The sequence below is a fragment of the Acinetobacter sp. YH01006 genome (assembly GCF_013420445.1).
Taxonomy (GTDB): domain Bacteria; phylum Pseudomonadota; class Gammaproteobacteria; order Pseudomonadales; family Moraxellaceae; genus Acinetobacter; species Acinetobacter pseudolwoffii.
Genome location: NZ_VOYB01000009.1, coordinates 85,818 through 109,218 on the forward strand (window position 1 = coordinate 85,818; position 23,401 = coordinate 109,218).

At 43.6% G+C, this 23,401-nt stretch carries 27 protein-coding genes; 17 read left to right on the forward strand and 10 right to left on the reverse strand.

Going from position 1 to position 23,401, the window contains the following annotated elements:
• Positions 1-5 precede the first annotated feature (5 nt).
• Both FTT73_RS09555 and FTT73_RS09560 read right to left on the reverse strand, forming a co-directional pair.
• Positions 6-1,607 (reverse strand): carboxyl transferase domain-containing protein, encoded by a 1,602-nt coding sequence (locus tag FTT73_RS09555; RefSeq protein WP_100535526.1) that lies wholly within the window; start codon positions 1,605-1,607, stop codon positions 6-8.
• 35 nt (positions 1,608-1,642) lie between these two features.
• Positions 1,643-2,815, reverse strand: coding sequence for an isovaleryl-CoA dehydrogenase (locus FTT73_RS09560; protein ID WP_005096545.1), 1,173 nt, complete (start codon positions 2,813-2,815; stop codon positions 1,643-1,645).
• Between the two features lie 147 nt (positions 2,816-2,962).
• Between FTT73_RS09560 and FTT73_RS09565 the strand changes: the two genes are divergently transcribed.
• The 5 genes from FTT73_RS09565 (at position 2,963) to FTT73_RS09585 (ending at position 8,143) form a co-directional block, all read left to right on the forward strand.
• A complete protein-coding gene (locus FTT73_RS09565) occupies positions 2,963-3,598 on the forward strand; it encodes a TetR/AcrR family transcriptional regulator (protein WP_035337915.1) in 636 nt (211 codons plus the stop codon).
• Between the two features lie 96 nt (positions 3,599-3,694).
• Positions 3,695-5,383 (forward strand): AMP-binding protein, encoded by a 1,689-nt coding sequence (locus tag FTT73_RS09570; protein WP_180077329.1) that lies wholly within the window; start codon positions 3,695-3,697, stop codon positions 5,381-5,383.
• Positions 5,384-5,751: 368 nt separating this feature from the next.
• The gene (locus FTT73_RS09575) at positions 5,752-6,423 is read left to right on the forward strand and encodes a class I SAM-dependent methyltransferase (protein WP_005096551.1); all 672 of its coding nucleotides are present in this window, start codon (positions 5,752-5,754) and stop codon (positions 6,421-6,423) included.
• A gap of 63 nt (positions 6,424-6,486) precedes the next feature.
• On the forward strand, positions 6,487-7,284 hold the full coding sequence (locus tag FTT73_RS09580; protein ID WP_005096553.1) for a thioesterase family protein: 798 nt from the start codon (positions 6,487-6,489) through the stop codon (positions 7,282-7,284).
• Positions 7,285-7,366: 82 nt separating this feature from the next.
• Positions 7,367-8,143: a Rossmann-like and DUF2520 domain-containing protein gene (locus FTT73_RS09585; protein ID WP_159138064.1), complete on the forward strand. Its 777-nt coding sequence runs from the start codon at positions 7,367-7,369 to the stop codon at positions 8,141-8,143.
• A 92-nt stretch (positions 8,144-8,235) separates the two neighbouring features.
• On the opposite strand, the gene trmB is transcribed toward FTT73_RS09585, so the two are convergent.
• Positions 8,236-8,952 carry a tRNA (guanosine(46)-N7)-methyltransferase TrmB gene (gene trmB / locus FTT73_RS09590; protein WP_180083119.1) on the reverse strand — a complete coding sequence of 239 codons (717 nt, stop codon included), beginning with the start codon at positions 8,950-8,952 and terminating at the stop codon, positions 8,236-8,238.
• A 151-nt stretch (positions 8,953-9,103) separates the two neighbouring features.
• On the reverse strand, positions 9,104-10,549 hold the full coding sequence (locus FTT73_RS09595) for a SulP family inorganic anion transporter (protein ID WP_159137935.1): 1,446 nt from the start codon (positions 10,547-10,549) through the stop codon (positions 9,104-9,106).
• A gap of 215 nt (positions 10,550-10,764) precedes the next feature.
• Here FTT73_RS09595 and FTT73_RS09600 point away from each other — a divergent pair, with 215 nt between their 5' ends.
• The 3 genes from FTT73_RS09600 to FTT73_RS09610 all read left to right on the forward strand — a co-directional run bounded on the left by FTT73_RS09600 (position 10,765) and on the right by FTT73_RS09610 (position 12,464).
• Positions 10,765-11,376: a glutathione binding-like protein gene (locus FTT73_RS09600; RefSeq protein ID WP_005171574.1), complete on the forward strand. Its 612-nt coding sequence runs from the start codon at positions 10,765-10,767 to the stop codon at positions 11,374-11,376.
• 73 nt (positions 11,377-11,449) lie between these two features.
• Positions 11,450-11,860: a DUF4878 domain-containing protein gene (locus FTT73_RS09605; protein WP_100329791.1), complete on the forward strand. Its 411-nt coding sequence runs from the start codon at positions 11,450-11,452 to the stop codon at positions 11,858-11,860.
• Between the two features lie 118 nt (positions 11,861-11,978).
• On the forward strand, positions 11,979-12,464 hold the full coding sequence (locus FTT73_RS09610) for a YiiX/YebB-like N1pC/P60 family cysteine hydrolase (protein ID WP_180039377.1): 486 nt from the start codon (positions 11,979-11,981) through the stop codon (positions 12,462-12,464).
• A 64-nt stretch (positions 12,465-12,528) separates the two neighbouring features.
• On the opposite strand, the gene FTT73_RS09615 is transcribed toward FTT73_RS09610, so the two are convergent.
• From FTT73_RS09615 to FTT73_RS09635, 5 genes are all read right to left on the reverse strand, one after another.
• Positions 12,529-13,311 (reverse strand): thiazole synthase, encoded by a 783-nt coding sequence (locus FTT73_RS09615; protein ID WP_005096562.1) that lies wholly within the window; start codon positions 13,309-13,311, stop codon positions 12,529-12,531.
• A 14-nt stretch (positions 13,312-13,325) separates the two neighbouring features.
• On the reverse strand, positions 13,326-13,523 hold the full coding sequence (gene thiS, locus FTT73_RS09620; RefSeq protein ID WP_004280105.1) for a sulfur carrier protein ThiS: 198 nt from the start codon (positions 13,521-13,523) through the stop codon (positions 13,326-13,328).
• A 35-nt stretch (positions 13,524-13,558) separates the two neighbouring features.
• On the reverse strand, positions 13,559-13,924 hold the full coding sequence (locus FTT73_RS09625; RefSeq protein ID WP_005096565.1) for a DUF423 domain-containing protein: 366 nt from the start codon (positions 13,922-13,924) through the stop codon (positions 13,559-13,561).
• A gap of 119 nt (positions 13,925-14,043) precedes the next feature.
• Positions 14,044-14,913, reverse strand: coding sequence for an RNA polymerase sigma factor RpoH (gene rpoH, locus FTT73_RS09630; protein WP_005096567.1), 870 nt, complete (start codon positions 14,911-14,913; stop codon positions 14,044-14,046).
• Between the two features lie 136 nt (positions 14,914-15,049).
• Positions 15,050-15,283, reverse strand: coding sequence for a sulfurtransferase TusA family protein (locus tag FTT73_RS09635; RefSeq protein WP_227523968.1), 234 nt, complete (start codon positions 15,281-15,283; stop codon positions 15,050-15,052).
• A gap of 385 nt (positions 15,284-15,668) precedes the next feature.
• Between FTT73_RS09635 and FTT73_RS09640 the strand changes: the two genes are divergently transcribed.
• Both FTT73_RS09640 and rhlB read left to right on the forward strand, forming a co-directional pair.
• Positions 15,669-15,884, forward strand: coding sequence for a cold-shock protein (locus FTT73_RS09640; protein WP_004280099.1), 216 nt, complete (start codon positions 15,669-15,671; stop codon positions 15,882-15,884).
• Between the two features lie 101 nt (positions 15,885-15,985).
• Positions 15,986-17,137 carry an ATP-dependent RNA helicase RhlB gene (rhlB, locus tag FTT73_RS09645; RefSeq protein ID WP_005096570.1) on the forward strand — a complete coding sequence of 384 codons (1,152 nt, stop codon included), beginning with the start codon at positions 15,986-15,988 and terminating at the stop codon, positions 17,135-17,137.
• A gap of 59 nt (positions 17,138-17,196) precedes the next feature.
• Here the strand turns inward: rhlB and FTT73_RS09650 are convergent, their stop codons facing one another.
• Positions 17,197-17,574: a hypothetical protein gene (locus tag FTT73_RS09650; RefSeq protein ID WP_005096572.1), complete on the reverse strand. Its 378-nt coding sequence runs from the start codon at positions 17,572-17,574 to the stop codon at positions 17,197-17,199.
• 264 nt (positions 17,575-17,838) lie between these two features.
• On the opposite strand from FTT73_RS09650, the gene FTT73_RS09655 reads away from it, so the two are divergent.
• From FTT73_RS09655 to FTT73_RS09685, 7 genes are all read left to right on the forward strand, one after another.
• Positions 17,839-18,420, forward strand: a complete 582-nt coding sequence (locus tag FTT73_RS09655; protein ID WP_074382970.1) for a nitroreductase family protein — start codon at positions 17,839-17,841, stop codon at positions 18,418-18,420.
• Between the two features lie 33 nt (positions 18,421-18,453).
• The gene (locus tag FTT73_RS09660; protein ID WP_180191354.1) at positions 18,454-19,527 is read left to right on the forward strand and encodes an NAD(P)H-dependent glycerol-3-phosphate dehydrogenase; all 1,074 of its coding nucleotides are present in this window, start codon (positions 18,454-18,456) and stop codon (positions 19,525-19,527) included.
• A 76-nt stretch (positions 19,528-19,603) separates the two neighbouring features.
• Complete coding sequence (gene sixA / locus FTT73_RS09665; RefSeq protein WP_180191355.1) at positions 19,604-20,059, forward strand: phosphohistidine phosphatase SixA; 456 nt, start codon at positions 19,604-19,606, stop codon at positions 20,057-20,059.
• 30 nt (positions 20,060-20,089) lie between these two features.
• The gene (gene gspL / locus FTT73_RS09670) at positions 20,090-21,229 is read left to right on the forward strand and encodes a type II secretion system protein GspL (protein ID WP_100534937.1); all 1,140 of its coding nucleotides are present in this window, start codon (positions 20,090-20,092) and stop codon (positions 21,227-21,229) included.
• Complete coding sequence (gene gspM, locus FTT73_RS09675) at positions 21,229-21,708, forward strand: type II secretion system protein GspM (RefSeq protein WP_005096579.1); 480 nt, start codon at positions 21,229-21,231, stop codon at positions 21,706-21,708. The genes gspL and gspM overlap by 1 nt, the downstream gene beginning before the upstream one ends.
• Before the next feature lie 90 nt (positions 21,709-21,798).
• Complete coding sequence (locus FTT73_RS09680; RefSeq protein WP_005096580.1) at positions 21,799-22,800, forward strand: quinone-dependent dihydroorotate dehydrogenase; 1,002 nt, start codon at positions 21,799-21,801, stop codon at positions 22,798-22,800.
• Positions 22,801-22,805: 5 nt separating this feature from the next.
• Positions 22,806-23,387 carry a CvpA family protein gene (locus FTT73_RS09685; protein ID WP_005096581.1) on the forward strand — a complete coding sequence of 194 codons (582 nt, stop codon included), beginning with the start codon at positions 22,806-22,808 and terminating at the stop codon, positions 23,385-23,387.
• Positions 23,388-23,401: the final 14 nt, after the last annotated feature.

The following is a 23,401-nucleotide window of genomic DNA, read 5'->3' on the forward strand; positions in this document are numbered from 1 at the left end:
ACCTCTTACATGCGGAACACGCCAAACTTGGTCGGCTGGATTGGCGCATTCAGTGCCGCAGCTAAACTAAGACCTAACACTTCACGAGATTGGGCAGGGTCAATGACACCGTCATCCCATAAACGTGCAGAGGCATAATAAGGATGACCTTGGCGTTCGTACTGATCACGAATTGGCTGTTTAAACTGATCTTCTTCTTCCGCAGACCAGTTAGCGCCTTTGACTTCAATCTGATCACGTTTTAAGGTCGACAATACGCTGGAGGCCTGTTCACCGCCCATCACTGAAATACGTGAGTTTGGCCAAGTCCACATAAAGCGTGGTGAATACGCGCGGCCACACATACCATAGTTGCCGGCACCAAATGAGCCGCCAATCACCATGGTCAGTTTAGGCACATTGGCATTGGCCACAGCCATCACCAGTTTGGCGCCATTTTTGGCAATGCCTTCATTTTCATACTGGCGGCCAACCATAAAGCCAGTGATATTCTGGATAAATAGCAGGGGAATATTGCGCTGACAGCACAGCTCAATAAAATGTGCACCTTTTTGTGCTGACTCGGAAAACAGAATGCCGTTATTGGCAATAATCCCGACTGGCATACCGTATAGGCTGGCAAATCCGGTAATCAAGGTAGTACCAAATCGAGCCTTGAATTCATCAAAACGCGAACCATCGACAATCCGGGCAATCACTTCACGGACATCAAAAGGTTTACGCGAATCTGTTGGCACGATACCGTATAGCTCTGAAGCATCAAACAAAGGCGCTTCCACATGTTCAGGCAACGGATTTGGTTTTTTATTTAAATTGGCCACAATATTGCGGGCAATTTCCAGGGCATGCTGGTCATTTTCAGCCAGATGATCGGCTACACCGGAGAGGCGGGTATGCACATCACCACCACCAAGGTCTTCACTGGAAACAACTTCACCGGTTGCAGCTTTGACCAGTGGCGGGCCACCGAGGAAAATGGTTCCCTGATTGCGTACAATAATAGTTTCATCCGACATGGCAGGCACATAGGCACCACCCGCCGTACAACTGCCCATTACCACGGCAATCTGGGCAATGCCTTGGCTCGACATACGCGCCTGATTATAGAAAATACGTCCGAAGTGATCACGATCCGGGAAGACTTCATCTTGTAGCGGCAAATAGGCACCGCCAGAATCGACCAGATAAATACAGGTCAAATGATTCTGCTCGGCAATTTCCTGAGCACGCAAATGTTTTTTTACGGTCAGTGGATAATAAGTGCCCCCTTTAACAGTCGCATCATTGGCAATGATCATGCAGGTTACGCCATTGACCTGACCAACGCCAGCGACCACGCCCGCAGCAGGCACATCGTCCTGATAGACCTGATAGGCAGCCAGTTGTCCAATTTCAATAAATGCCGTGCCAGGATCAATCAGATGATCAATACGTTCTCTGGCTAGTAATTTACCGCGATCCAAATGTTTTTGACGGGCAGTTTCACCCCCACCCAAGGCAATTTTTTGGACTTTCTGTTTCAGGTCTTCGACCAGATTTTGCATCGCCGTCTGGTTGTTTTTAAATTCGTCGCTGCGAATATTAATTTTGCTCTTTAATTGATTCATGCCGAACATCCTTGTCTATTCTTGTGATTTATTTTTTAGGCAGTTTCATTAAACAGTTCGCGGCCAATCAGCATGCGGCGAATTTCTGAGGTGCCTGCGCCAATTTCATACAGTTTGGCATCGCGCCATAGACGTCCCGCAGCAAACTCGTTGATATAACCGTTGCCACCCAAGGTTTGAATGGTTTCGCCCGCCATCCAGGTGGCTTTTTCAGCTGCATATAAAATCGCACTGGCGGCATCTTTACGCAGGCTACGGCTATGCTCTGCCTTGTCACATTCTGCGCCAACTGCATAGACCAGGGCTTTACAGGCCAGCCAGGTGGAATACATGTCAGCAATTTTGCCCTGCATCAACTGGAATTCACCCAGCGCCTGACCAAACTGTTTACGATCATGAATATACGGAATCACGGTATCCATACAGGCATCCATAATGCCGAGTGGGCCTGCACTTAAAACAGCACGTTCATAGTCCAGACCGCTCATCAGCACTTTGGTGCCATTGCCGACACCGCCGAGCACGTTTTCTTTTGGCACTGCGACATTGTCAAAAAATAGTGGATAAGTGTTTGAGCCACGCATGCCGAGTTTGTCTAGGTGCGTACCGTGACTAAACCCCGGCATATTTTTTTCAACCAGAAAAGCGGTCATGCCTTTGGCACCGGCTTGTAAATCGGTTTTTGCGTAGACCACCAGTACATCGGCATCGCCGCCATTGGTGATCCACATTTTCGAACCATTCAGCAGGTAATGATCACCTTTGTCTTCCGCTTTGAGTTTCATGCTGACCACATCGGATCCGGCATTGGGTTCGGACATGGCCAAGGCACCGACATAATCACCAGATACCAGTTTGGGCAGATAGCGCTGCTTTTGTTCTTCGCTGCCATTACGCTTAATCTGGTTTACACATAGGTTAGAATGTGCGCCATAGGACAAACCAATCGATGCTGAAGCACGGGAAATTTCCTGCATGGCAATGATGTGCGCCAGATAACCGAAATTTGAACCGCCATATTCCTCACTGACCGTCAGACCGAGCAGGCCCATCTCGCCAAATTTTTTCCAAAGGTGAGCAGGGAATTCATTGTCACGGTCCACTTGTTGAGCAATTGGAGCAATTTCCTTGGCGCAAAATGCAGCCACTGAATCACGAAGTGCAATAAGTGTTTCGTCCAAACCGAAATCCAAGCTTTGTAAATTCATTCTTCATCCATCCTGTGGTTCTATTTGTTGTATCCAAAAAAGCATTTTTGTTGTGCTTGTTATTTAACATACATCGAAAATTTAAAAAAGTGAATCAATATTCACAAAATGATTTACAATTCATTTTATCTTGTTGAGATTAATTTTATGAGTTATAAAAGATCATCATTGATGCAGGAACGAATGGAGCAAAATCGCTTGGCGATCTTGCAATCTGCTCGTGAGCTGATTACTCAAGGGGGCTTTAAAGAGGCGTCGATTCAGGCGATTGCAGAACGTGCAGGCGTTTCTACAGGCTTGGTATATCGATATTTCGAAAACAAGAATCAGATTTTGATTCAGGTTTTGTCAGAAGCAATTCGGCTTGAGATTGAGATTTTAAATCACATTGCTGCCTCGGATTTATCGCCAAAACAGAAATTGCAAAAATCTGTTACAACTTTTGTGAAGCGAGCCATGAACAGCCCACAGTTGGCGTATTCGCTGATGTTCGAACCGGTCGATCCGGAAATGGAACATGAGCGTTTTCACAGTAAACAGCTAATCAAGCAAAGCATTAAGGAAATTTTGGCTGAAGGAAAAGTCAATGGCGAGTTTGAATTTGAAGATTTAAATACCGCAGCACTGGGTGTGGTTGGTTCCATGACCTTTGTGGTAATTGAACCTTTGAATCCATCTCGGAATATCAGGTTTGATCAAAATTATAAGGATCACTTTGTCAAACAGATTGCCGATTTTTGTGTCAACGCAGTACGTCGACAGGAGGGAGTAGCAGGAGCATAAAACACAAAAAACAGGCAGGAAGACAGGGTTGTCGTGGTCAAAAACAATTAATAGAGTTGAAAATCAGAATTACAAAGAATCAAGGAGATCGATTCAATGACACAAGTACGGTTAAGCTATGCCTACGGAACAAGCAGCCAACCCTTATTGGGCATGACAATTGGCGAAAAATTTGATCAGGCATGCGAACAGTATGCACATTCTGATGCAATCGTCAGCTTGCACCAGAATGTGCGTCTGAGCTATCAGCAGTTGCAGCAGCAAGTGAATGCTTTTGCCTGTAGTTTGCAAAAACTGGGCCTGAAAAAAGGTGACCGTCTGGCCATCTGGTCGCCGAACTGTGTGGAATGGACCATTACCCAGTTTGCTGCATTTAAGGCGGGAATTATTCTGGTGAACTTGAATCCAGCTTATAAAAGTAATGAACTGGAATATGTCTTAAACAAGGTCTCCTGTAAGGGACTGGTGATTGCAGCGCAGTTTAAAACCACTGACTATCAGGAAATTCTGACTAAAATTGCACCTGAGCTGATGCAGACTGAAAGTAAATTCCTCAATGCAGAGCGCTTGCCGCATTTAAAGCATGTGATTAAAATTGATGATCAGCAGCATACCGGTATCCACCGTTTTCAGGATTTACTAAGCTCGCCAAGCGCCCAAGAGCTGGAACAACTGCAACAGATCTCCAGTGAATTGCAGTTCGATGAAACGATTAATATCCAGTTTACTTCGGGCACTACGGGTAATCCGAAAGGCACCATGCTGACCCATAATAATATTTTAAATAACGGGTACTTTGTCGGTGAAGCGATTCATTTAGGTCCAGAAGACCGCGTCTGTATTTCAGTTCCTTTATTTCACTGCTTTGGTATGGTGATGGGTAATCTGGCCTGTATTACGCATGGTTCTGCCATGATCTATCCATCAGCTGTATTTAATCCGCTGGAAACCTTGAAAGCCATTCAGCAGGAAAAATGTACCGCGGCTTATGGGGTGCCGACCATGTTTATTGCCATTCTTGAGCATGAACAGTTTGATGAATTTGATCTGAGCAGTTTACGTACCGGCATTATGGCCGGCAGTCCATGTCCACAGGAAATCATGCAGCGTGTGATTGAGCGGATGCATATGTCAGATATCACCATTTGCTATGGCATGACTGAAACCGCACCGGTCAGTGCGCAAAGCTCTACCGCAGACTCCATTGAACAGCGTGTTACGACAGTCGGCCGGGTACATCCGCATCTGGAAGTGAAAATTGTCGATGAAGATGGCAAGGTGGTGCCGCGCGGACAACTCGGTGAACTCTGTGTGCGTGGTTATTCGGTGATGCTCGGTTATTGGGAAGATCAGGATAAAACTGCAGAAGTAATTGATAATGCGCGCTGGATGCATACGGGTGATATTGCTGAAATGGATGATGAAGGCTTTGTCAAAATCAAGGGGCGAATCAAGGATGTCGTCATTCGTGGCGGTGAAAACCTGTTCCCCAAAGAAATTGAAGACTTCCTTTATACCCATCCTGCGGTTTCAGATGTTCAGGTGATTGGTGTGCCAGATCATAAGTATGGTGAAGAACTCTGTGCCTGCATCATTTTGCATGAAAACGATCCGTGTACTGAAGAAACTATTCGCCAGTATTGTGCCGAGCATATCTCACACAATAAAGTGCCGCGCTATGTGCGTTTCTTCCATGAGTTCCCGATGACAGCTTCCGGTAAGGCGCAGAAGTTTAAATTACGTGAATTTATGCGTGAAGAGTTGAACTTAAAGGAAATAGCTTAAGTATTGTTTAGTTTTTGAGATTGGTGAATTCTTCAACTTTTTTATCATTAAAAAAAGTTGAAGAGAAACTATTAAGAAAAAGCGAAAGATCTGCACAGCCTCACTTAGAAAGAAAGATTTTAATTTTAACGTGTAGGCCATGCTTTGACTTTCGATGGGCTAAAAGTAAACAAAAGCCCTTTATTTTGCTGAAGGGACATCCATGTCCCTTCAGCAAAATGGCGACATTCATGTCGCCTGTCATGTGATTAGATTTAGGATAATGGTCGAAAATTTAAAACCTTTAGATGGAATCTTTATCAATATTGTAATAACTGATAAACCGAATGCTCTTTAGTCTGTTGAATGGTGTGAGGTAAAGTGAAAATATGGCAAAAAACTTTCATAGTGAACTCGTCGTCGCTAATTATGATGAGCACATCCGTAAACTGATTCCCGGCTATGAACTGGTACATCAGCAAATTGATGCCATCCTAACCACTCATTTACCCGAAATTGCCCATATATTGGTCGTTGGTTGCGGGACAGGCTATGAGCTATCTTATCTGTTGCAACGCCACCCAAACTGGATATTTACTGCAATTGATCCATCGGCGACTATGCTGGAACAGGCGCAGAAAAATATTGGGTTAGGCCTAGAATCGCAGCGGATTCGTTTTATTCAGACAGATACACAAAGCTTAAATCAAGATAATCAGTTTGATGCGGCTCTAGCAATTTTGGTGGCACATTTTATTCCATCAGAAAATAAAACTGAATTTTTTCAGGATATATCCGATAGTCTTAAGACCGATGGAATCCTGTTAACCTATGACTTGATGCAACCTGAAAATAAAACTGAATTAAAAATCTTGCAAAAAATGGCACAGCAGACAGGACTCAGTATTCAACAAAGCGAAAAAATGATTGAACGGTTACAGCAGGATTTTCATTTAATCTCTGCCCAAGATTTAGCAGCGCTTTTAACCAAAGTCGGATTTAAACATAGCAAAATTTACTGTCAAATCATGAATTATTATGCTTTTTTTATACAGAAATAAGCATAGCTAACTGAAACAGTTAACTAGAAATTTAAATATAAGATTCAAGGAAGTGTAAAAACAATGTCAGCCTACTATCGTTTCATCAACCGCGAACAGCATGCCGATGGCAGCAGCACTGCTTATTATGAATCTAATATTCATGCGCAAGGTGCATGGAATCCGCATGAGCAGCATATGGCGCCCGCGACTGGCATTATTTGTGCAGAACTGGAACAGTTTCAGCCACGTGCAGAGATGCGCATTGGCCGGGTGAGTCTGGATATCTTTGGACTGATTGCTTTTGGTGAATTTTCCATTACTACGCGCATGATTCGTCCGGGTAAAACCATCGAGCTTATTGAAGCAGAAATGTGTGCCAACGGGAAAACCTGTATTGTGGCACGTGCCTGGAAAATGATGACTTCGGATACCCGTGCGATCGCCGGTCTGGAAGATTTTCCGGTTCAGCACCCTGAAGACCTGCCGGTGTGGGAAGGGATGCGCTGCTGGCCAGGTGGTTATATTCAAAGTATTAATACCCGTGCCCATGTCGATCATCGTGCGGGCAAAGGTATTGTCTGGTTATCCAATGCCCTGGAAATGGTAGAAGGTCAGACGACCAGCGACTTTAGCCGTTTGATGGGAATGGTGGATACAGCCAATGGCGTGGTGCCGCGTCAGGATCCAAATGCGGGATGGGGTTTCCCAAATCTGGATTTGCAGATTCATTTGCATCGTTTACCTAAAGGCACATGGCTAGGACTAGAAGTGCTACAGCAATATGGTGAAGATGGCATTGGTTTAACCAGTGGAATTTTACATGATCTTCATGGGCCTTTTGGTCGCAGTGAGCAGATTTTAACCTTACGTAAATTTTAAAATCTGATTTACACAAAAGGACGAATTGCTTCGTCCTTTTTTTATTGGCATGCTGTGCGCAATTATTCAGGAAGATCAGCAGATGCGGATTAGTATTATTGGGGCAGGTCGAGTTGCCTTTCATCTTGCCCAAGGCTTAAATGGACAGCATGAGCTTGTACAAATCTATAGCCGCAGTTTTGCCAAGGCAGAACAGCTGGCATCTAAATTTAAGGCTCAGGCGATCAACGCTCCTGAATTACTGCATTCCGAAATTGATCTTTTAATCATTGCCGTCAGTGACCAATTCATTCGATCTGTCATCGAGCAGGTACATGCCTATCTTCCTGATGTGTTGATCGTACATACTTCTGGCAGTACCCACTTAAACGTTTTGCAGGATGTTCACCCACGTTCAGGTGTATTTTACCCTTTACAGACTTTTAGTCTGGAACGTGACATCGACTGGTCGAATACGCCTTTATTTATTGAAGCGGATAATGCTGAAGATCAAGAAAAACTGCATGATCTAGCGAATAGCCTAAGCAATAGAGTCTATCACTATAGCTCTGAACAACGCTTAAGTTTGCATCTGGCCGCAGTATTTGCCTGTAATTTCAGTAATTATTGTTATGATATGGCCAAACAGATTGTAGATGCTGAGCAGGTCGATTTCAGTCTGCTGTATCCCTTAATACTAGAAACTGCCCATAAAGCTACCGAAAATGATCCAAGGCAAATGCAGACTGGCCCCGCCATGCGTGGTGATCAAAATATCCTAAATATGCATCAGCAGATGCTGGCGAATCGGCAGCGAGCAGATTTACAAAATGTCTATCAGTTGTTGAGCCAGCAGATTCTCACGCGTCATCAGAAATGAAGAAGCTAATGATTTATCTACAGAGCAGGGTTCAAAGACAAATTTTCTCTATAAAAAAGCGCTGAATAATCAGCGCTTTTGTGAGTCTTAGATTAAGAAATTTTCTTGAAGATAAAGTCATTAATCTTGTGACCGGCTTCAATGCCGCGACGCTCAAACTTGGTTTGTGGACGCCAGTCAGGACGAGGATAGCTGTTGCCTTTACCTGCGAGGTTTTCCAGACGTGGACGTTCTTCCAAAACTTCAAGCATCCATTCTGCATATGGTTCCCAATCTGTTGCAGCATGGAAGGTGCCGCCCAGATCCAGCTTTTGCTCAACCAGTGGCATACGTTCATGTGAAACAAAACGGCGTTTAAAATGACGTTTTTTCTGCCATGGATCAGGGAAGTAAAGCTGAACCGTATTGATACTATTGTCCGGCATTTCACGCAGCACTTGAATCGCATCAGCATCCAGTACACGTAAGTTGGTTACGCCGGCCATACCTGCTTCATAGATACACTGCGCAATGCCTGGTACATGAACTTCAATCCCGACAAAGTTACGCTCGGGATTGGCCTTGGCCATCAGCACCAGAGAACGGCCCATACCAAAACCGATTTCTACCGTTAAAGGACGCTCAGGATGTTCAAAGTGTTGACGTAAATCGCCCACCGGATATTCCAAAATTAAGTGACCATATTGTTCAAGCGCAGTACGTTGAGAGGTGTTCAGCGGCATTGAGCGGCGCATAAACGTCACGATTTCACGGTGCTCGCTTAAATTGTCCAGCTCCACGACTTGCTGGTCTAATTGATCGTTCGACATAACTTTGGCAAATCTAAAAATTCAGAATGCGGTATTTTAAGTCCTGAGCCGAGCAAGTCAAACTTTTCTCGGTATTTCTCCATAAAAATCGGCAAGATCTCCCAGATACAATAAAAGAGCCAAGCGAGGCTCTTTTATTAATCATCATGCCTCAGCTCCTAAAACGGTCAATCAAGGTGCTGCTGGCTTCATTTAAACCAATCACGGTCACCTCTATACCTTGAGCTTTAAATTTCTGGATGACGTTATTCAGCATATTGACTGAAGTCACATCCCAGATATGTGCATGGGTCAGATCCAGCTCGACATGTGCAAGCTTTTCTTTAAAGTCAAAGAACTGATAGAATTTTTCTGAACTACTGAAAAAAATCTGTCCGGAAATAATATAGCTGCGGGAGTGAGCTGAATTTAAATGGGTAGATACATGCACGGTTCTTTCCAGTTTATTAATAAAGAACAGGGCAGAAAGTAGCACGCCAACAAATACACCCAGTGCCAGATTATGGGTGGCTAAAACCACCAGCACCACCGCAATCATAACCACATTAAATTCCAGCGGATGTTTATTGAATTGTTTGACTGAACCCCACTGGAAAGTGGTAAAGGCGACCATCACCATAATCGCCACCAAAGCCGCCATCGGAATATAAGCCAGCCAGTCTTTCAGAAACACCACCAGGCACAGCAAAAATACACCGGCAATCAGCGTCGATAAACGGGTTCGTGCACCGGAAGACACATTAATAATCGATTGACCGATCATGGCACAACCGGCCATGCCACCCATAAAACCACTGACAATATTGGCCATACCCTGACCACGACATTCCTGATGACGGTCACCTTCAGTTCCGGTGACTTCATCAATTACAGTCGTGGTCATCATGCTTTCCAGCAAACCGACAGTCGCCAGCGTCAATGAATAAGGCAGTACAATTTGTAGGGTTTCCAGATTGAGCGGAATCTCCGGCAGCAGGAACACTGGTAAGGTGTCCGGAAATTGCCCCAGATCACTCACGGTTCGCATATCTGTACCCAAGAACAGCGCCAGTCCACTCAGCACGATGATGCAAATTAGCGGAGAAGGAATGGCTTTACCAATTTTAGGCAGATAAGGAAATAGATAGATAATCGCCAGACCCATGGCAATAAACAGATAGCCCATCCCATCCATTTTTTGCATCTCGGGAAGCTGTGCGACAAAAATCAGAATTGCCAATGCATTCAAAAATCCATACACCACAGCTTGCGAAACAAAGCGCATCAACTTGGCCACTTTAAAATAACCGGCAATGACCTGAATAATTCCGGTCAGAATAGTCGCTACCAGCAGATATTGCAGTCCATGGTCTTTTACCAGCGTAATCATCAGCAGTGCCATCGCACCCGTAGCCGCTGAGATCATGGCAGGGCGGCCGCCAAAAAAAGCAATCGTCACAGCAATACAAAACGAAGCATAGAGACCGACCTGCGGATCGACGCCAGCAATTGCAGAGAAGGCGATCGACTCGGGAATTAAGGCCAGTCCAACCACCAAACCTGCGAGTACATCAGTCCGGACATTGGAAAACCATTCTTCTTTTTTAAGGCTAATCACGAAATATCATCTAAATTTGGAAAACCTGGGTATCTTAAACAGATGCGGTCAAAAATCTACAGAGATGGGCTTGAAAAAGCCGTTAATTTCCTGAATATTGAATGAGTAAATGTCCTGAGGGGCAGTTACGCTTTTTTGCAATTTACAGGTTTGATCACTTGAAAGTTTGACAGAAGCGATTTAAAACATAGAGAAGTGTATAACAAGGATCAGAAATGAAGCTTTACTATTCGCCGGGTGCATGCTCACTGGCAGCTCATATTATTTTAAATGAAATTAATGTCGATTTTGATTTGGAACGTGTTGATTTAAAAACACATAAAACAGAGAAAGGTACGGATTATTACGAAATTAATCCTAAAGGCTATGTACCAGCCTTAGAAATTAATCCTGGTCTGATCCTGACAGAAAACGTAGCCATTTTACCTTTTCTGGCTCAACACGATCCAAAACAAGATCTGATTCCGCCATCTGGTATGGGACGTGCCAAAGTTCTGGAATGGCTGGGTTATCTCAATTCAGAATTGCATGATGCTTATGCGGTGTTCTTTGGTGGCAAGTTATCCGATGATGAAAAGAAAAAAGCCTATGCAGAAGTCGATCGTCTATTAAGTTATATCGACAAAGCGATTGCTGAATCAGACAATGACTATCTGGTTGATGATAACTTTGGCCCAGCCGATGCTTATCTGTTTGTGTTGACCAATTGGTCGAATCATATTGAGCATGATTTAAGTCCGTATAAGAATATTATTCATATCCGCAATAAAGTCGCAGAGCGTCAGTCTGTACAGATTGCAATGCGAGATGAAGGTCTAATTCCATAAAATTTAAAAAAAAGCATAATTATTATGCTTTTTTTTTGACTTTCATTTAATAATTGCTATTGGAATAAATAAGATGAAGAGAATACTGAATTTAGTATTAAGTTTCGGTTTAACGGGAATGCTGGTTGCATGTAGTAGTGTTAAAAATCCAGAAAATGTAGCTCAAGAATATGTTACAGCAGCCTATAAAGGCGATTCAGAAAAAATGCTCTCTTATATTTATATACCTGAAAATGTTAAAGCCCAAGCAGGTTCTGAAGAAATGATTCAAGGCAAAATAAAAGCTGGCGCGGCAAAGGCTAAAGAGCAAGCTGAACGTAAAGGCGGAGTCAAAGAAATTAGTGTGGTAGACAAAAATATCGATGAAGCAAATGGAAAAGGACGGGTGACTATCGGAGTCAGCTTTAAAAATGAAGGCTCTAATTCTGTAACAGATCGAGTAAAACTTATCAAAAATGAAGATAAATGGAAAGTTGATTTATAATCGGTTTAGTTTGATTTTGGGCAGATTAGTTATTCTAATCTGCCTTTTTATTGGGTTTCCCCCCCAAGATACTATAAAGCAAGATAAACAGATTTATATGCCCGAGCACGCATTTCAAGTGGGTGATTGGATTGTTCGGGAAGGGGTGGGTTACGAAAGTTTTTTAATCAAAAAACTGAGTGGGAGTGAATACTCACATATTGGCGTGATTGCAGAAACTCAACCGAATATTTTGGTGGTGCATGCGACCACAGATGATGATCCCTCACATGTAAATCAAGTGATTCAATCAGATATCAGTGATTTTATTGACTCAAAACGAGCAAAAAAGTGGGCAGTTTATAGAGAAAGCAGTTTAGAGCCATATAAAAGAAAAGATATTGCTAGGGCCGTGACAAGGCAGGTAGGAGAGCAATTTATTTTAGGATCAAGAGGTGAGACGCATCGTTATTGCACTACGATTATTGCAGAGAAACTTCCATTGTCTTTACGTAATAAACTGGTCTGGAGCAAGATTGAATTGCCAGGCTTGCAGGGGGAGCTGCTTTTTCCTGATGCTTTATTAAAGCTTGAATCCGTCGAGCTGATTTATAAAAATAGATAATTTAGGATGAGTAAAAGCTAAATGATAGTCAAAGAATCATACAATCCTTTGACTACGATGAGATTTATTTAAAGAAATAACCAGTTTCCGGCGAGCTGGCATTGGCCATACGTTTGCGTGGCATACGGCCGGCCAGAAAAGCTTCACGGCCAGCTTCGACTGCTTTTTTCATGGCTGAGGCCATGAGTACCGGATTCTGTGCAGCCGCAATCGCCGTATTCATCAGTACACCATCACAGCCCAGTTCCATCGCAATTGCGGCATCACTTGCAGTACCAACACCGGCATCGACCAGTACAGGCACTTTGGCATTTTCTTTAATAATCGACAGGGTATGTGGATTGAGAATTCCCAAGCCCGAACCAATCAGGCTGCCCAAAGGCATAATTGCCACACAGCCCATGCTTTCCAGTTCTTGCGCCACGATTGGATCATCCGAAGTATAGACCATGATCTCAAAGCCATCGTCAATCAAGGTACGTGCAGCTTTCAAGGTTTCAGTCACATTCGGATATAAGGTCTTTTCATCGCCTAAAACTTCAAGCTTGACCAGATTATGGCCATCAAGGAGTTCGCGTGCCAGCATACAGGTGCGAACGGCACTATTGGCATCGAAACAACCTGCGGTATTCGGCAAAATGGTATATTTTTCCGGAGGAATGACTGACAGCAGATTCGGCTGATCTGGATGCTGTCCAATATTGACCCGACGAATCGCGACAGTAACAATCTCTGCGCCACTGGTTTCAATGGCTTGCTGAGTTTCATTTAAATCTTTATATTTGCCTGTGCCTACCAAAAGGCGAGACTGGAATTGGCGTGAACCAATCTGTAATAAATCTTGCATAATCGTCCCGAGTATTAGCCGCCACCGACCGCGTGAATAATTTCTATTTTGTCTGTATCGCAAATCGGCGTATCGCCTAATCTGCTTTTAGGAATAATCATTTCATTGACTTCAACTGCAAAACGCTTACCCTCAAGCGCCATACTCTGAATCAGTTCCAGCAGATTCTTGCAGTGAGTTTCCTGTTGTTCGCCATTGATATAAATCATCATTCTAGCTACCCTCCATGATTAAGTGATTTTCAGACTTATCTGGCGTATTTTAAAGCATTCCAAGCCAGAATTAACCATCCTGCAATCATTAAAGCACCACCAATTGGCGTAATTGCGCCTAATCCACGTGGTAAACCCAAGGCCATGATATACAGTGAACCAGAAAATAATAAAATACCGACCTGAATTAGCCAAAAACTCCATTGAATCGGGAGTGTCGGAATGACTTTCGCGAGCAAGGCCAGAATAAGCAAACCTAAGGCATGATAGAAAAAATAATCCGTTGCCGTTTGCCACCAGCCGAGCTGGGCTTCAGTCGCGCGCGCTTTTAAACCATGTGCACCAAAGGCACCGAGCATCACGGCAAGCGCCAAGTTGAGTGCTGAAATCGCAATCCACATTTGAATTGATCTTCCTGATAAAGTTTGCGCTCAACCTTAGCATAAATTCAAAATTCGGACATAAAAAAGCCTTCATCAAAGAAGGCTTTTTCAGATTAAATCAATAACAGAATTTGGTATTAATTGGAGGACATCGCCACTTTAATTTTTTCCATGGCATTTTTTTCGAGTTGGCGAATACGTTCCGCGGAAACGTTATATTCGGCGGCCAGCTCATGCAGGGTTGATTTCTCGTCATCTAGCCAGCGGCGCTGCAAGATATTACGTGAACGATCATCGAGCTGATCCATGGCTTCGTGCAGAGCAGAGGTACTTTGTTCCTCATAATCCTCATTTTCAATCAGACGGGCCGGATCATAACGGTTATCTTCAAGATATAAAGCCGGTGCAACATAAGTTGAACCTTCATCATCGTCATCGCCGGAAGCATCAAAAGCAGCATCATATGCCGTCAAACGGCCTTCCATCTCCAGAACTTGTTCTGGTGTGACATTTAAATCATTGGCAATCGACTGTGCTTCTGCGAGGGTCAACTTTTTCGATGATTTTTTCAGGCTACGCAGATTAAAAAACAGTTTACGTTGCGCTTTGGTGGTGGCGATTTTAACAATACGCCAGTTACGGATCACATATTCATGAATTTCCGCCTTAATCCAGTGCACAGCAAATGACACCAAACGTACGCCCATATTCGGGTCAAAACGTTTTACAGCTTTCATCAGACCCAGGTTGCCTTCCTGAATCAGGTCGCCTTGTGGCAGACCATAACCTGCATAACTGCGTGCAATATGCACCACAAAACGCAAATGTGACATGACCAGCATTTTTGCTGCATCTAAATCCTGGTCATAGTAATAGCGTTCAGCCAACTCTTTTTCTTGTTCGGCCGTTAAAATCGGAATCTGATTGACAGTGCTGATATAAGCACCGAGGTTGACCCCTGGCGCCGATAATGACAGGGGCATCAACTGATTGCGGCTGTCACTCATGTGTTCTCCTTGAAGTGCGGGATAACCCTAAACATAGGTTTTATCTTAATCCAATCTCTCCGCAAATAATGGATATTTGGGTAGAGAAATGTAAAAAAGTATACGAAACTAAGATAAACAGTTTAATTGAAAATTTTTAAGATTCAATCAAGTAGTGAAACTCTGAATCAGAAATTTTTCTTGATTCAAGCTTGAGTTGATGAATCTGGCAATAACGGCTGATATCCGTCTGACTATGTGGATCAGAGGATTTCAGCAAGAAAGTTTTCTGATTACCGGCCTTTAGTGCCCGTTTTAACATTAATAGCGGCATCGGGCAGGGTTTTCCCATGGCATCGATAAGACAATATTGCTCTGGATCTTGCGACATTAGGGTTTCATTCATATAGCAAAAAAATGACAATAAATAGTAACAAAGAAGCGCATGGAACCAAACTGCTTTAATAAAGATCACAATCTAAAAGAAGATATAAAGTCTTTTGACAATTTTCATGAAAAAAATAACTAAATCAAACAGAACATGCTAAAAAAAATCTATTAATTGTGATAAACCCATGTTAAGCTCGTTGCGTATTTGGGACTTTGAATAAACAAAGTGATTGTTTTTCACCCTATTACATAAATGGATGTAACCGGGATTTTGTTGATAGTTTTACAGAATGATTACAAGCTTAAAAATAATATTTTCAAACTTGTTTGCTCTGCTGTTTGCAACACCGGGTGGTCCTTCTTTTAGTTTCAATGAGGATTAACTTATGACAGCTGCTCGCGAACAAGGCGTAGTTAAGTGGTTTAACGATACTAAAGGCTTCGGCTTTATTCAACGTAACGGCGGTGATGACGTATTTGTTCATTTCCGTGCTATCCAAGGTGACGGCCACCGTTCACTTCGTGATGGTCAACGCGTTGAATTCAGTGTTGTTAAAGGCCAAAAAGGCTTTCAAGCTGAAGAAGTTCAACCATTAGACTAATCTTCGGATTAAGCTAAAAAGAAAACGCTCCAATATAACTTGGGGCGTTTTTTGTTTATACTATCCCCATCTTAGTGATTACCCAAGTAGAGCACCGCTTTATGTCATCTGGTTTTGAAACCTTAAATTTACATCCCAATCTAAAAAAAGCGATTGATGCTTTAGGCTTTACCACCATGACGCCTATCCAGCAGAAGGTTTTAAAATTCACGCTGGCAGGACATGATGCCATTGGCCGCGCACAGACAGGTACAGGTAAAACTGCAGCTTTTTTAATTAGTATCATGAATGATCTATTAAATAACCCAATTCAGGAGCAGCGTTATCGTGGTGAACCGCGTGCCCTGATTTTGGCACCGACCCGTGAACTGGCACTGCAAATTGAAAGCGATGCACAGGATCTGGCCAAATATGCCGGTCTCAATGTCGTGACTTTGCTGGGTGGTGTAGATTTTGACAAGCAAAAGAATCAACTAAATAAAGCACCTGTCGATATTATGGTCGCGACACCCGGTCGTTTGATCGATTTTGTCGAGCAAAAAGAAGTCTGGCTGGATCAGATTGAATTTCTGGTCATTGATGAAGCGGATCGTCTACTCGATATGGGCTTTATTCCTTCAGTGAAACGCATTGTGCGTTTTTCGCCGCGTAAGGAGCAACGTCAGACTTTAATGTTCTCTGCAACATTTAGCTATGATGTACTAAATTTGGCACAGCAATGGTTATTTGAACCGGTCACAGTTGAAATTGAACCGGAAAAGAAAACCAATGCCGATGTCGAGCAACGGGTGTATATGGTGGCTAAGGCCGATAAATATAAACTGTTGCAAGAAATCTTGCGTGATGAGCCGATTGAAAAGGTGATGATTTTCGCCAACCGTCGTGATCAGGTGCGTAAGCTTTATGATCATTTAAAACGTGATGGTTATAAGGTGGTCATGCTGTCTGGTGAGATTGCTCAAGACAAGCGTCTAAAAATGCTAGACCAGTTCAAAAATGGTAAGCACAACATTATGATTGCAACAGATGTTGCGGGTCGTGGTATTCATGTGGATGGTGTTTCACATGTGGTGAACTTCACTTTACCTGAACAGTCAGATGATTATGTACATCGTATTGGACGTACTGGCCGTGCGGGAACACGTGGTGTGAGTATTAGTTTCCTTGCCGAAGATGATGCGTTCTATCTACCAGAAATTGAGAAGGCGATTGGACAGAAATTGCCTTTAACTCGTCTGGAAGGTTATTGCTAATCCAGATTAAAAAAACCGCTCTTCAAGAGCGGTTTTTTTTATGACCATGTGATCTGGACTTATTTGGCCTGACAACGGAAAGTCAAAATGGTTTGATAGTCATCATTCTGGTTTAAACCAGTATTGGTGCCTGCGATATTCCCGAGAACGGTAGCTGCTGCCTGAATCATTTGTCCAGTCTGATCATCAACGACACCTTTTAATGCCCCGTTATAACCCGTCTTTTCATCGATAATAATCGCAGTAGCTTTCGAACCACAGGTTTTGCTGGCAGCATTAATGGCATTATTTTTAGCAGTTAGTTGATTTTTACCTAATCCGGTGACCTCAAACTGATTATTTTCTTTCTGAATTGCCAGTGAGGTTGGGTTGGAAGCGCAGGCAGTTAAAAGTAGAACTGAAGCTGCTAATCCGCTGATCGCAATTGTTTTTTTCATGATAAAATCTCGGGTGAAAACAGAATTAAGCTTATTTGAGCATAGTAAAGCGCACAGAATTTGGAGCTGTTGTATAAGTTTGGAAATTTTTAGTGTGACTCTATGCTAAAAAAGTAATTCAACTGAGTATTTCATTGATTAAAATAAAAATATTGTAATGTTCTTGAGTAATTTTTGCGGCTAAGTCGCGGTGAAGTTTATAGAGTATTACAGCTGGAATATGCTAATCTTGAAAACAGTTTTTAAGTATAGATCTACAAAGCAATGACGGAATCCGTGGTCGACATCGTTCATCAAAATATTCACCAACGTCAATCAATAGGACATTTGCTGGCACCGGCACCGAATGCAGAACAGCTGGAGCTGGCTTTTCAGGCGGCATTGACAGCACCGGATCATCATCGGTTGAAACCCACCACCTTTGTGGTGATACCTGATGCACAGCGTGAAGCATTTGGGGAGCTGTTGTCTCAGGCACTGGTCGATCTGGGTGAAACTGAAACGGCACAGATTGAACGGGTCAAGAATCATCCATTCCGTGCGCCACTATTGGTGCTGGCTTTAACGCGTTTGCAAGATCATCCTAAAGTTCCACATTTTGAACAGATTCTCAGTTCAGGTGCCGCCATACAGAATTTTCTGTTATCACTCCAGGTTCAGGGTTTCTCGACCATGTGGCGCAGTGGTGCTGTAGTCGAATCTGGCCTGTTTAAGCAGGCATTAGGAATTTCAAAAGACGATCTGGTCTCGGGTATTATTTATATTGGCACTGCAGCAAAAGCAATTCCAGCACGCGCAGAGATTCAGACCAGTAATTTTGTAAGTTATTGGAATCAGAACGGTTAATTTGCACGGTATAACAGGGTATTAAAAAATAACATGTCAGAATTAAATTTTTCAGCACTGGTCGAGCCGGTTGCAGTCGATCATAAGACCGCTTTAAGAGTCACGGTGTTGGGTGGGGGTAGTTTTGGTACCGCAATGGCCAATACCGCAGTGCGTAATGGTTGTAATACCATGATCTGGATTCGTGATGAAGCTGTTGCGGCAGATATCAATGCCACGCATATCAATAAACGTTATTTGCCAGATTTCCAGCTGGAAGAAAACTTACTGGCTGTGTCGGATCTGGAACTGGCTGTGCGTGATCGTGATATTATTTTAGTCGCGATTCCAAGTCATTCTTTTCGGGATGTCCTGCAACAAATCAAGCCTTTTATCACCTCACAAGCCGTGATTTCACTCACCAAAGGGATTGAAGCCAAAACCTTTAGTTTCATGAGCGATATCATTCGTGAAGTGTTGCCTGAAGTGCCTTATGGTGTGTTATCAGGACCGAATCTGGCCAAAGAAATTGTGGCAGGACAGCCAGCAGGAACCGTGATTGCCAGCCAATCCGAGCTGGTGCGTTATGCCGTACAACAAGCCTTACATAGTGCCTTGTTCCGCGTATTTGCTAGTGATGATGTGCATGGGGTAGAACTCGGGGGCGCATTAAAAAATATTTATGCTGTCGCGATGGGTATGGCAGCAGCATATAACGTGGGTGAAAATACCAAGAGTATGATCCTGACCCGTGCTTTGGCTGAAATGAGCCGTTTTGCAGTAAAACTCGGTGCTAATCCGCTGACTTTCCTTGGGCTTTCAGGTGTTGGTGATTTGTTTGCAACCTGTAGCAGTCCGCTCAGCCGTAATTATCAGGTGGGCTACGCGCTTGGCAAGGGTAAGACTTTGGAGCAAGCAACGACTGAATTGGGGCAAACGGCAGAAGGGATTAATACCATTGTGCAGGTGAAGGCACGTTCGGAAGAGCTCGATGTGTATATGCCAATTACCTCGGCTTTGTATGATGTGATTTTTGAAGGTGCGCCACCACTCAATATTGCATTGTCATTGATGAAAAACGGGCATCGCAGTGATGTCGAATTTGTCTTGCCACATCATCAAGTCTGATCTATAACACAGGGACTGTCTGCGAATTGTCATATCAGCGGGTTAACATGCAGGCAAAAGAATATAAGGAAATCAAATGCAACTGACTTTAGTCCGACATGGCGAGGCCGCACCACCGGTCAATGGTAATGATAGCAAGCGACCATTGACGGAGCGTGGCCATCAACAGGCTGAGCAAACTGCACAGTACTTGAAAGATCAGATTAAGCCTGAAGTATTTGTGGTGAGTCCCTTATTGCGCGCGCAGGAAACTCTGGCACATTTGCAGCAGTATTTTAAAGATGTGCCGGTGGTGATCTGTAATACGATTAAACCGGATGATGATGCCAAAGTTGCAGTGGAATGGTTGTCGCAACTGCCTTATGAGTCGATTGCAGTGGTGTGTCATATGAATGTGGTGGCACATATGTCTTCCATTCTGCTGGCTGAATCTTTTCATCCTTATGCATTGGCAGAAGCGCGTATTTATGATCAGGCGGTGATTGCCCCGGGTTTATCCACACAGATAAAAAGCTTTATTCCTACACTATAAAAAATTAATTAAAACGGCAGAACACAATCAATGTTGTATTTATGGATGCCAGAAGCCAATGGGGTTTGGCAATGGTCAACTGGGGAATTCTGGAACACTGCGGCCACACTTGAGCAGTTGATTCAGGAGATTCAGGCTCATCATGGCGAAGAAGCAGTAGTGTTTTTCCCGAGCCGTCATGTGCAAATTTTGCAGCAGACTTTGCCCAAGAGCCAATATAAAAAAATGGGCAATGAGGGCATCAAGTATCTGCTTGAAGAGTATGTGGTGCTGCCCGTCGATGCCATGAAAGTGCTGCATCATTTTCAGCAGCCTGATCAGGTCAGTATTATGGGGGTTGCGAATTCGACCCTCGAGACCTTGCAGTATTCTCTCAACCTGATTCCCGTCAAGCTGGCGGCTTTGCTGCCAGACTTTTTGGTGCTGCCGGTTCCTGAAGCCAATCAGCGGATGATTACCCAAATTGGTGGGCGCTTGTTGGTACGAGAAGCAGAATATATCGGCCAGTCACTGGATGATCTGAGTCTGTATCTGGATTATCAGCCCAAAGATTTGCATTATAAAGTCAGTAATCTGAGTCAGGATCAGTTAAGTAGCCTAGAAGCACTGGTCACACAGGAGCAGTTAGAATCTTTTCAGTATGTCCTTCCTGTATTGAAAAAACCTAAACAGCATGCGTTTAATGTATTGCCCAAAGCCAAATCTGAAGGTGCCATTTCCGGTTACTGGAAAGCATGTGCAGCTGTATTTCTGGGCATATTAGTCTTACAGTTTGGTTATGATGCGGTGCGCTGGTATCAATACAAAAAAGTGGCAAATCAGACCGCTGCACAGGCCGTTGATCAGTTCAAGTACTGGTTTGGGCAAAATTATCCGGTCACTGAGCAGAATATCAAAAGCCAGTTTGAAGGGCAGTTGCGTCAAAGCCAGATTGCCGATACACAGGCATTGCAGCTGATTAGCCGGGTGGGGCCAGTCTTGATGCAGAACCAGATTGTGGCACAACGGATCAATTATGATGCGTCTGTGTTGAGTATGGAGCTCAAGGCCAATTCATCAGATATGCTAAATGCATTGACCAAGCAATTGAGTCAGCAAGGCTTTAAAGTGGAGCTGGGGAATATTCAGGCCAGCGGAACAGGTGCCATTGGGCTGGTGAGGGTGCAATAATGAAAGCCATCGAAGCGCTACAAAATCGCATGGATCAGTCTTTTGAAAAACTGAGGGATTATCTGGACAGTCTCTCGGCACGTGAACGGGTATTGGTGATTTTTACCACTATTTTTGTAGTTGTGGCTGCGGTCAGTTCAGCACTCTGGTATATGCATCAGGCAGCAGACACCCAGCAGAAACGTTTAAATCAGCTGAAAGATACCATTGTCTGGATGCAAAGTAATGCAGTCACCATGAAACCTGCTGGAGACATGCAGCTGGATGCCGCAGAGAAAGTACAGCGGGTGGCACAGCAACAAGGTCTTTCGGTTGCATCGCAGCAAATAGATGGGAAAATTCAATTGGCAGTCATGCATGAAAATTATGCAGTATTGGCAAACTTCCTGACTCAACTGGCACAAATGGGTCTAAGTGTTGAGAAAATGGAACTAAATAATGAAGCAGGACAGATTAAATTAACCGCGACCGTGCAATAAACGGTAAAAATAAAGATTTGCAAAGCATGGTTTTTTTGTCAGCCTATGCCTATAATATGCCGACTTAAAAAGCAGTAGACTTTTCTAGATATGTTGTATTCTCTAGCCCGCCCTTTGTTGTTTTCTTTAGCACCAGAGCGTGCACATGAGCTGACACTATCACTATTAAAATCATCCCATAAAATGGGCTTGATGCGTCAAAATGTTGCTGCGAAACCTGTGACTTGTATGGGAATCGAATTTCCCAATCCAGTAGGTCTTGCGGCAGGTTTAGACAAAAATGGTGCTTATATTGACGCCCTTGCTGGTCAAGGTTTTGGTTTTATTGAAATTGGCACCATTACCCCGCGACCGCAAGCCGGCAATCCCCATCCGCGGTTATTCCGTTTGCCACAGGCCAAAGCCATTATTAACCGTATGGGTTTTAATAATGAGGGTGTAGATCAGCTGGTGGAAAATGTCAAAGCTGCCAAATTTAAAGGCATTCTCGGCATCAATATCGGTAAAAACGCTGATACTCCGGTAGAAAAAGCAGTAGATGATTACCTTATCTGTTTAGAAAAAGTCTATAATTATGCGTCTTACATTACCGTCAATATTTCTTCTCCCAATACCAAAAATCTGCGCAGTTTACAAAGTGGTGATGCACTGACCGAACTGCTTGAAACATTGAAAAACCGTCAGCTTGAATTGGCGCAGGAATACCAGCATTATGTACCTTTGGTCCTTAAAGTAGCGCCTGATCTGGACGAAACCGATATTGCCTTTATTGCCAAGCAGTTACTGCAATTCAAGATTGATGGTCTGATCGTGACCAATACCACACTGTCACGTGAAGGGGTGGAAGGTCTGGCGCATGCAGAGGAGGCAGGTGGTCTATCTGGCGCGCCAGTCTTTGAGAAAAGTACCGCATGTCTGGCTGCATTTGCTCAGGTGTTAAAAGGACAAATTCCCTTGATTGGTGTGGGTGGTATTCTTTCAGGCGCAGATGCTGTTGCCAAGAAACAGGCAGGTGCCAGCCTTGTACAAGTTTATAGTGGCCTCATCTATACTGGACCTGAACTTGTAAAAGATTGTGTAGACGCACTTTAAATCCTATGAATGCCATTGATATCTTTCTGCTGATTATCTTGCTCATTGGAGGGCTCAACGGTTTGCGTCAAGGATTTATTAAAGCCTTTGCGAACTTAGTGGGATGGATCTTTGCCCTGATTGTTGCGGCAAAATATTCAACGCTACTTGCGCCGTCTATGGTTGCTCTGAGTACAGATCCAGTCGTACAAAAGATAGCAGCCTTCGCCTTTATCGTCCTGTTAATTGTGGTTCTGACCTGGATCGTCACTGCGCTTTTAAACCGTATTTTAAAGAGTCTTAAACTGGGTCCGCTTAACCGTCTGGCGGGTGGTGTCTTTGGTAGCCTGAAAGGCTTGCTGATTGTACTGATTACCATGCAAGGCATTGGCCCATGGGTAGAAAGCTCACCGCACTGGAAACAGTCCAAGTTTATTCAAGCCTTATTGCCTTATGCGCCTTGGGCGACTCAAATGTCGAAAGACGCCGCGAATGGCGCACTACAACATATCAAGCCTGAAGGGACATCGAAACCTTCAGCTGTATCATCTGAAACATCGTCCAAATCTGGAGCTGCAGATGAGTCTACAAATAATCCTTTTTATTAATCCTAGCTTGTCTG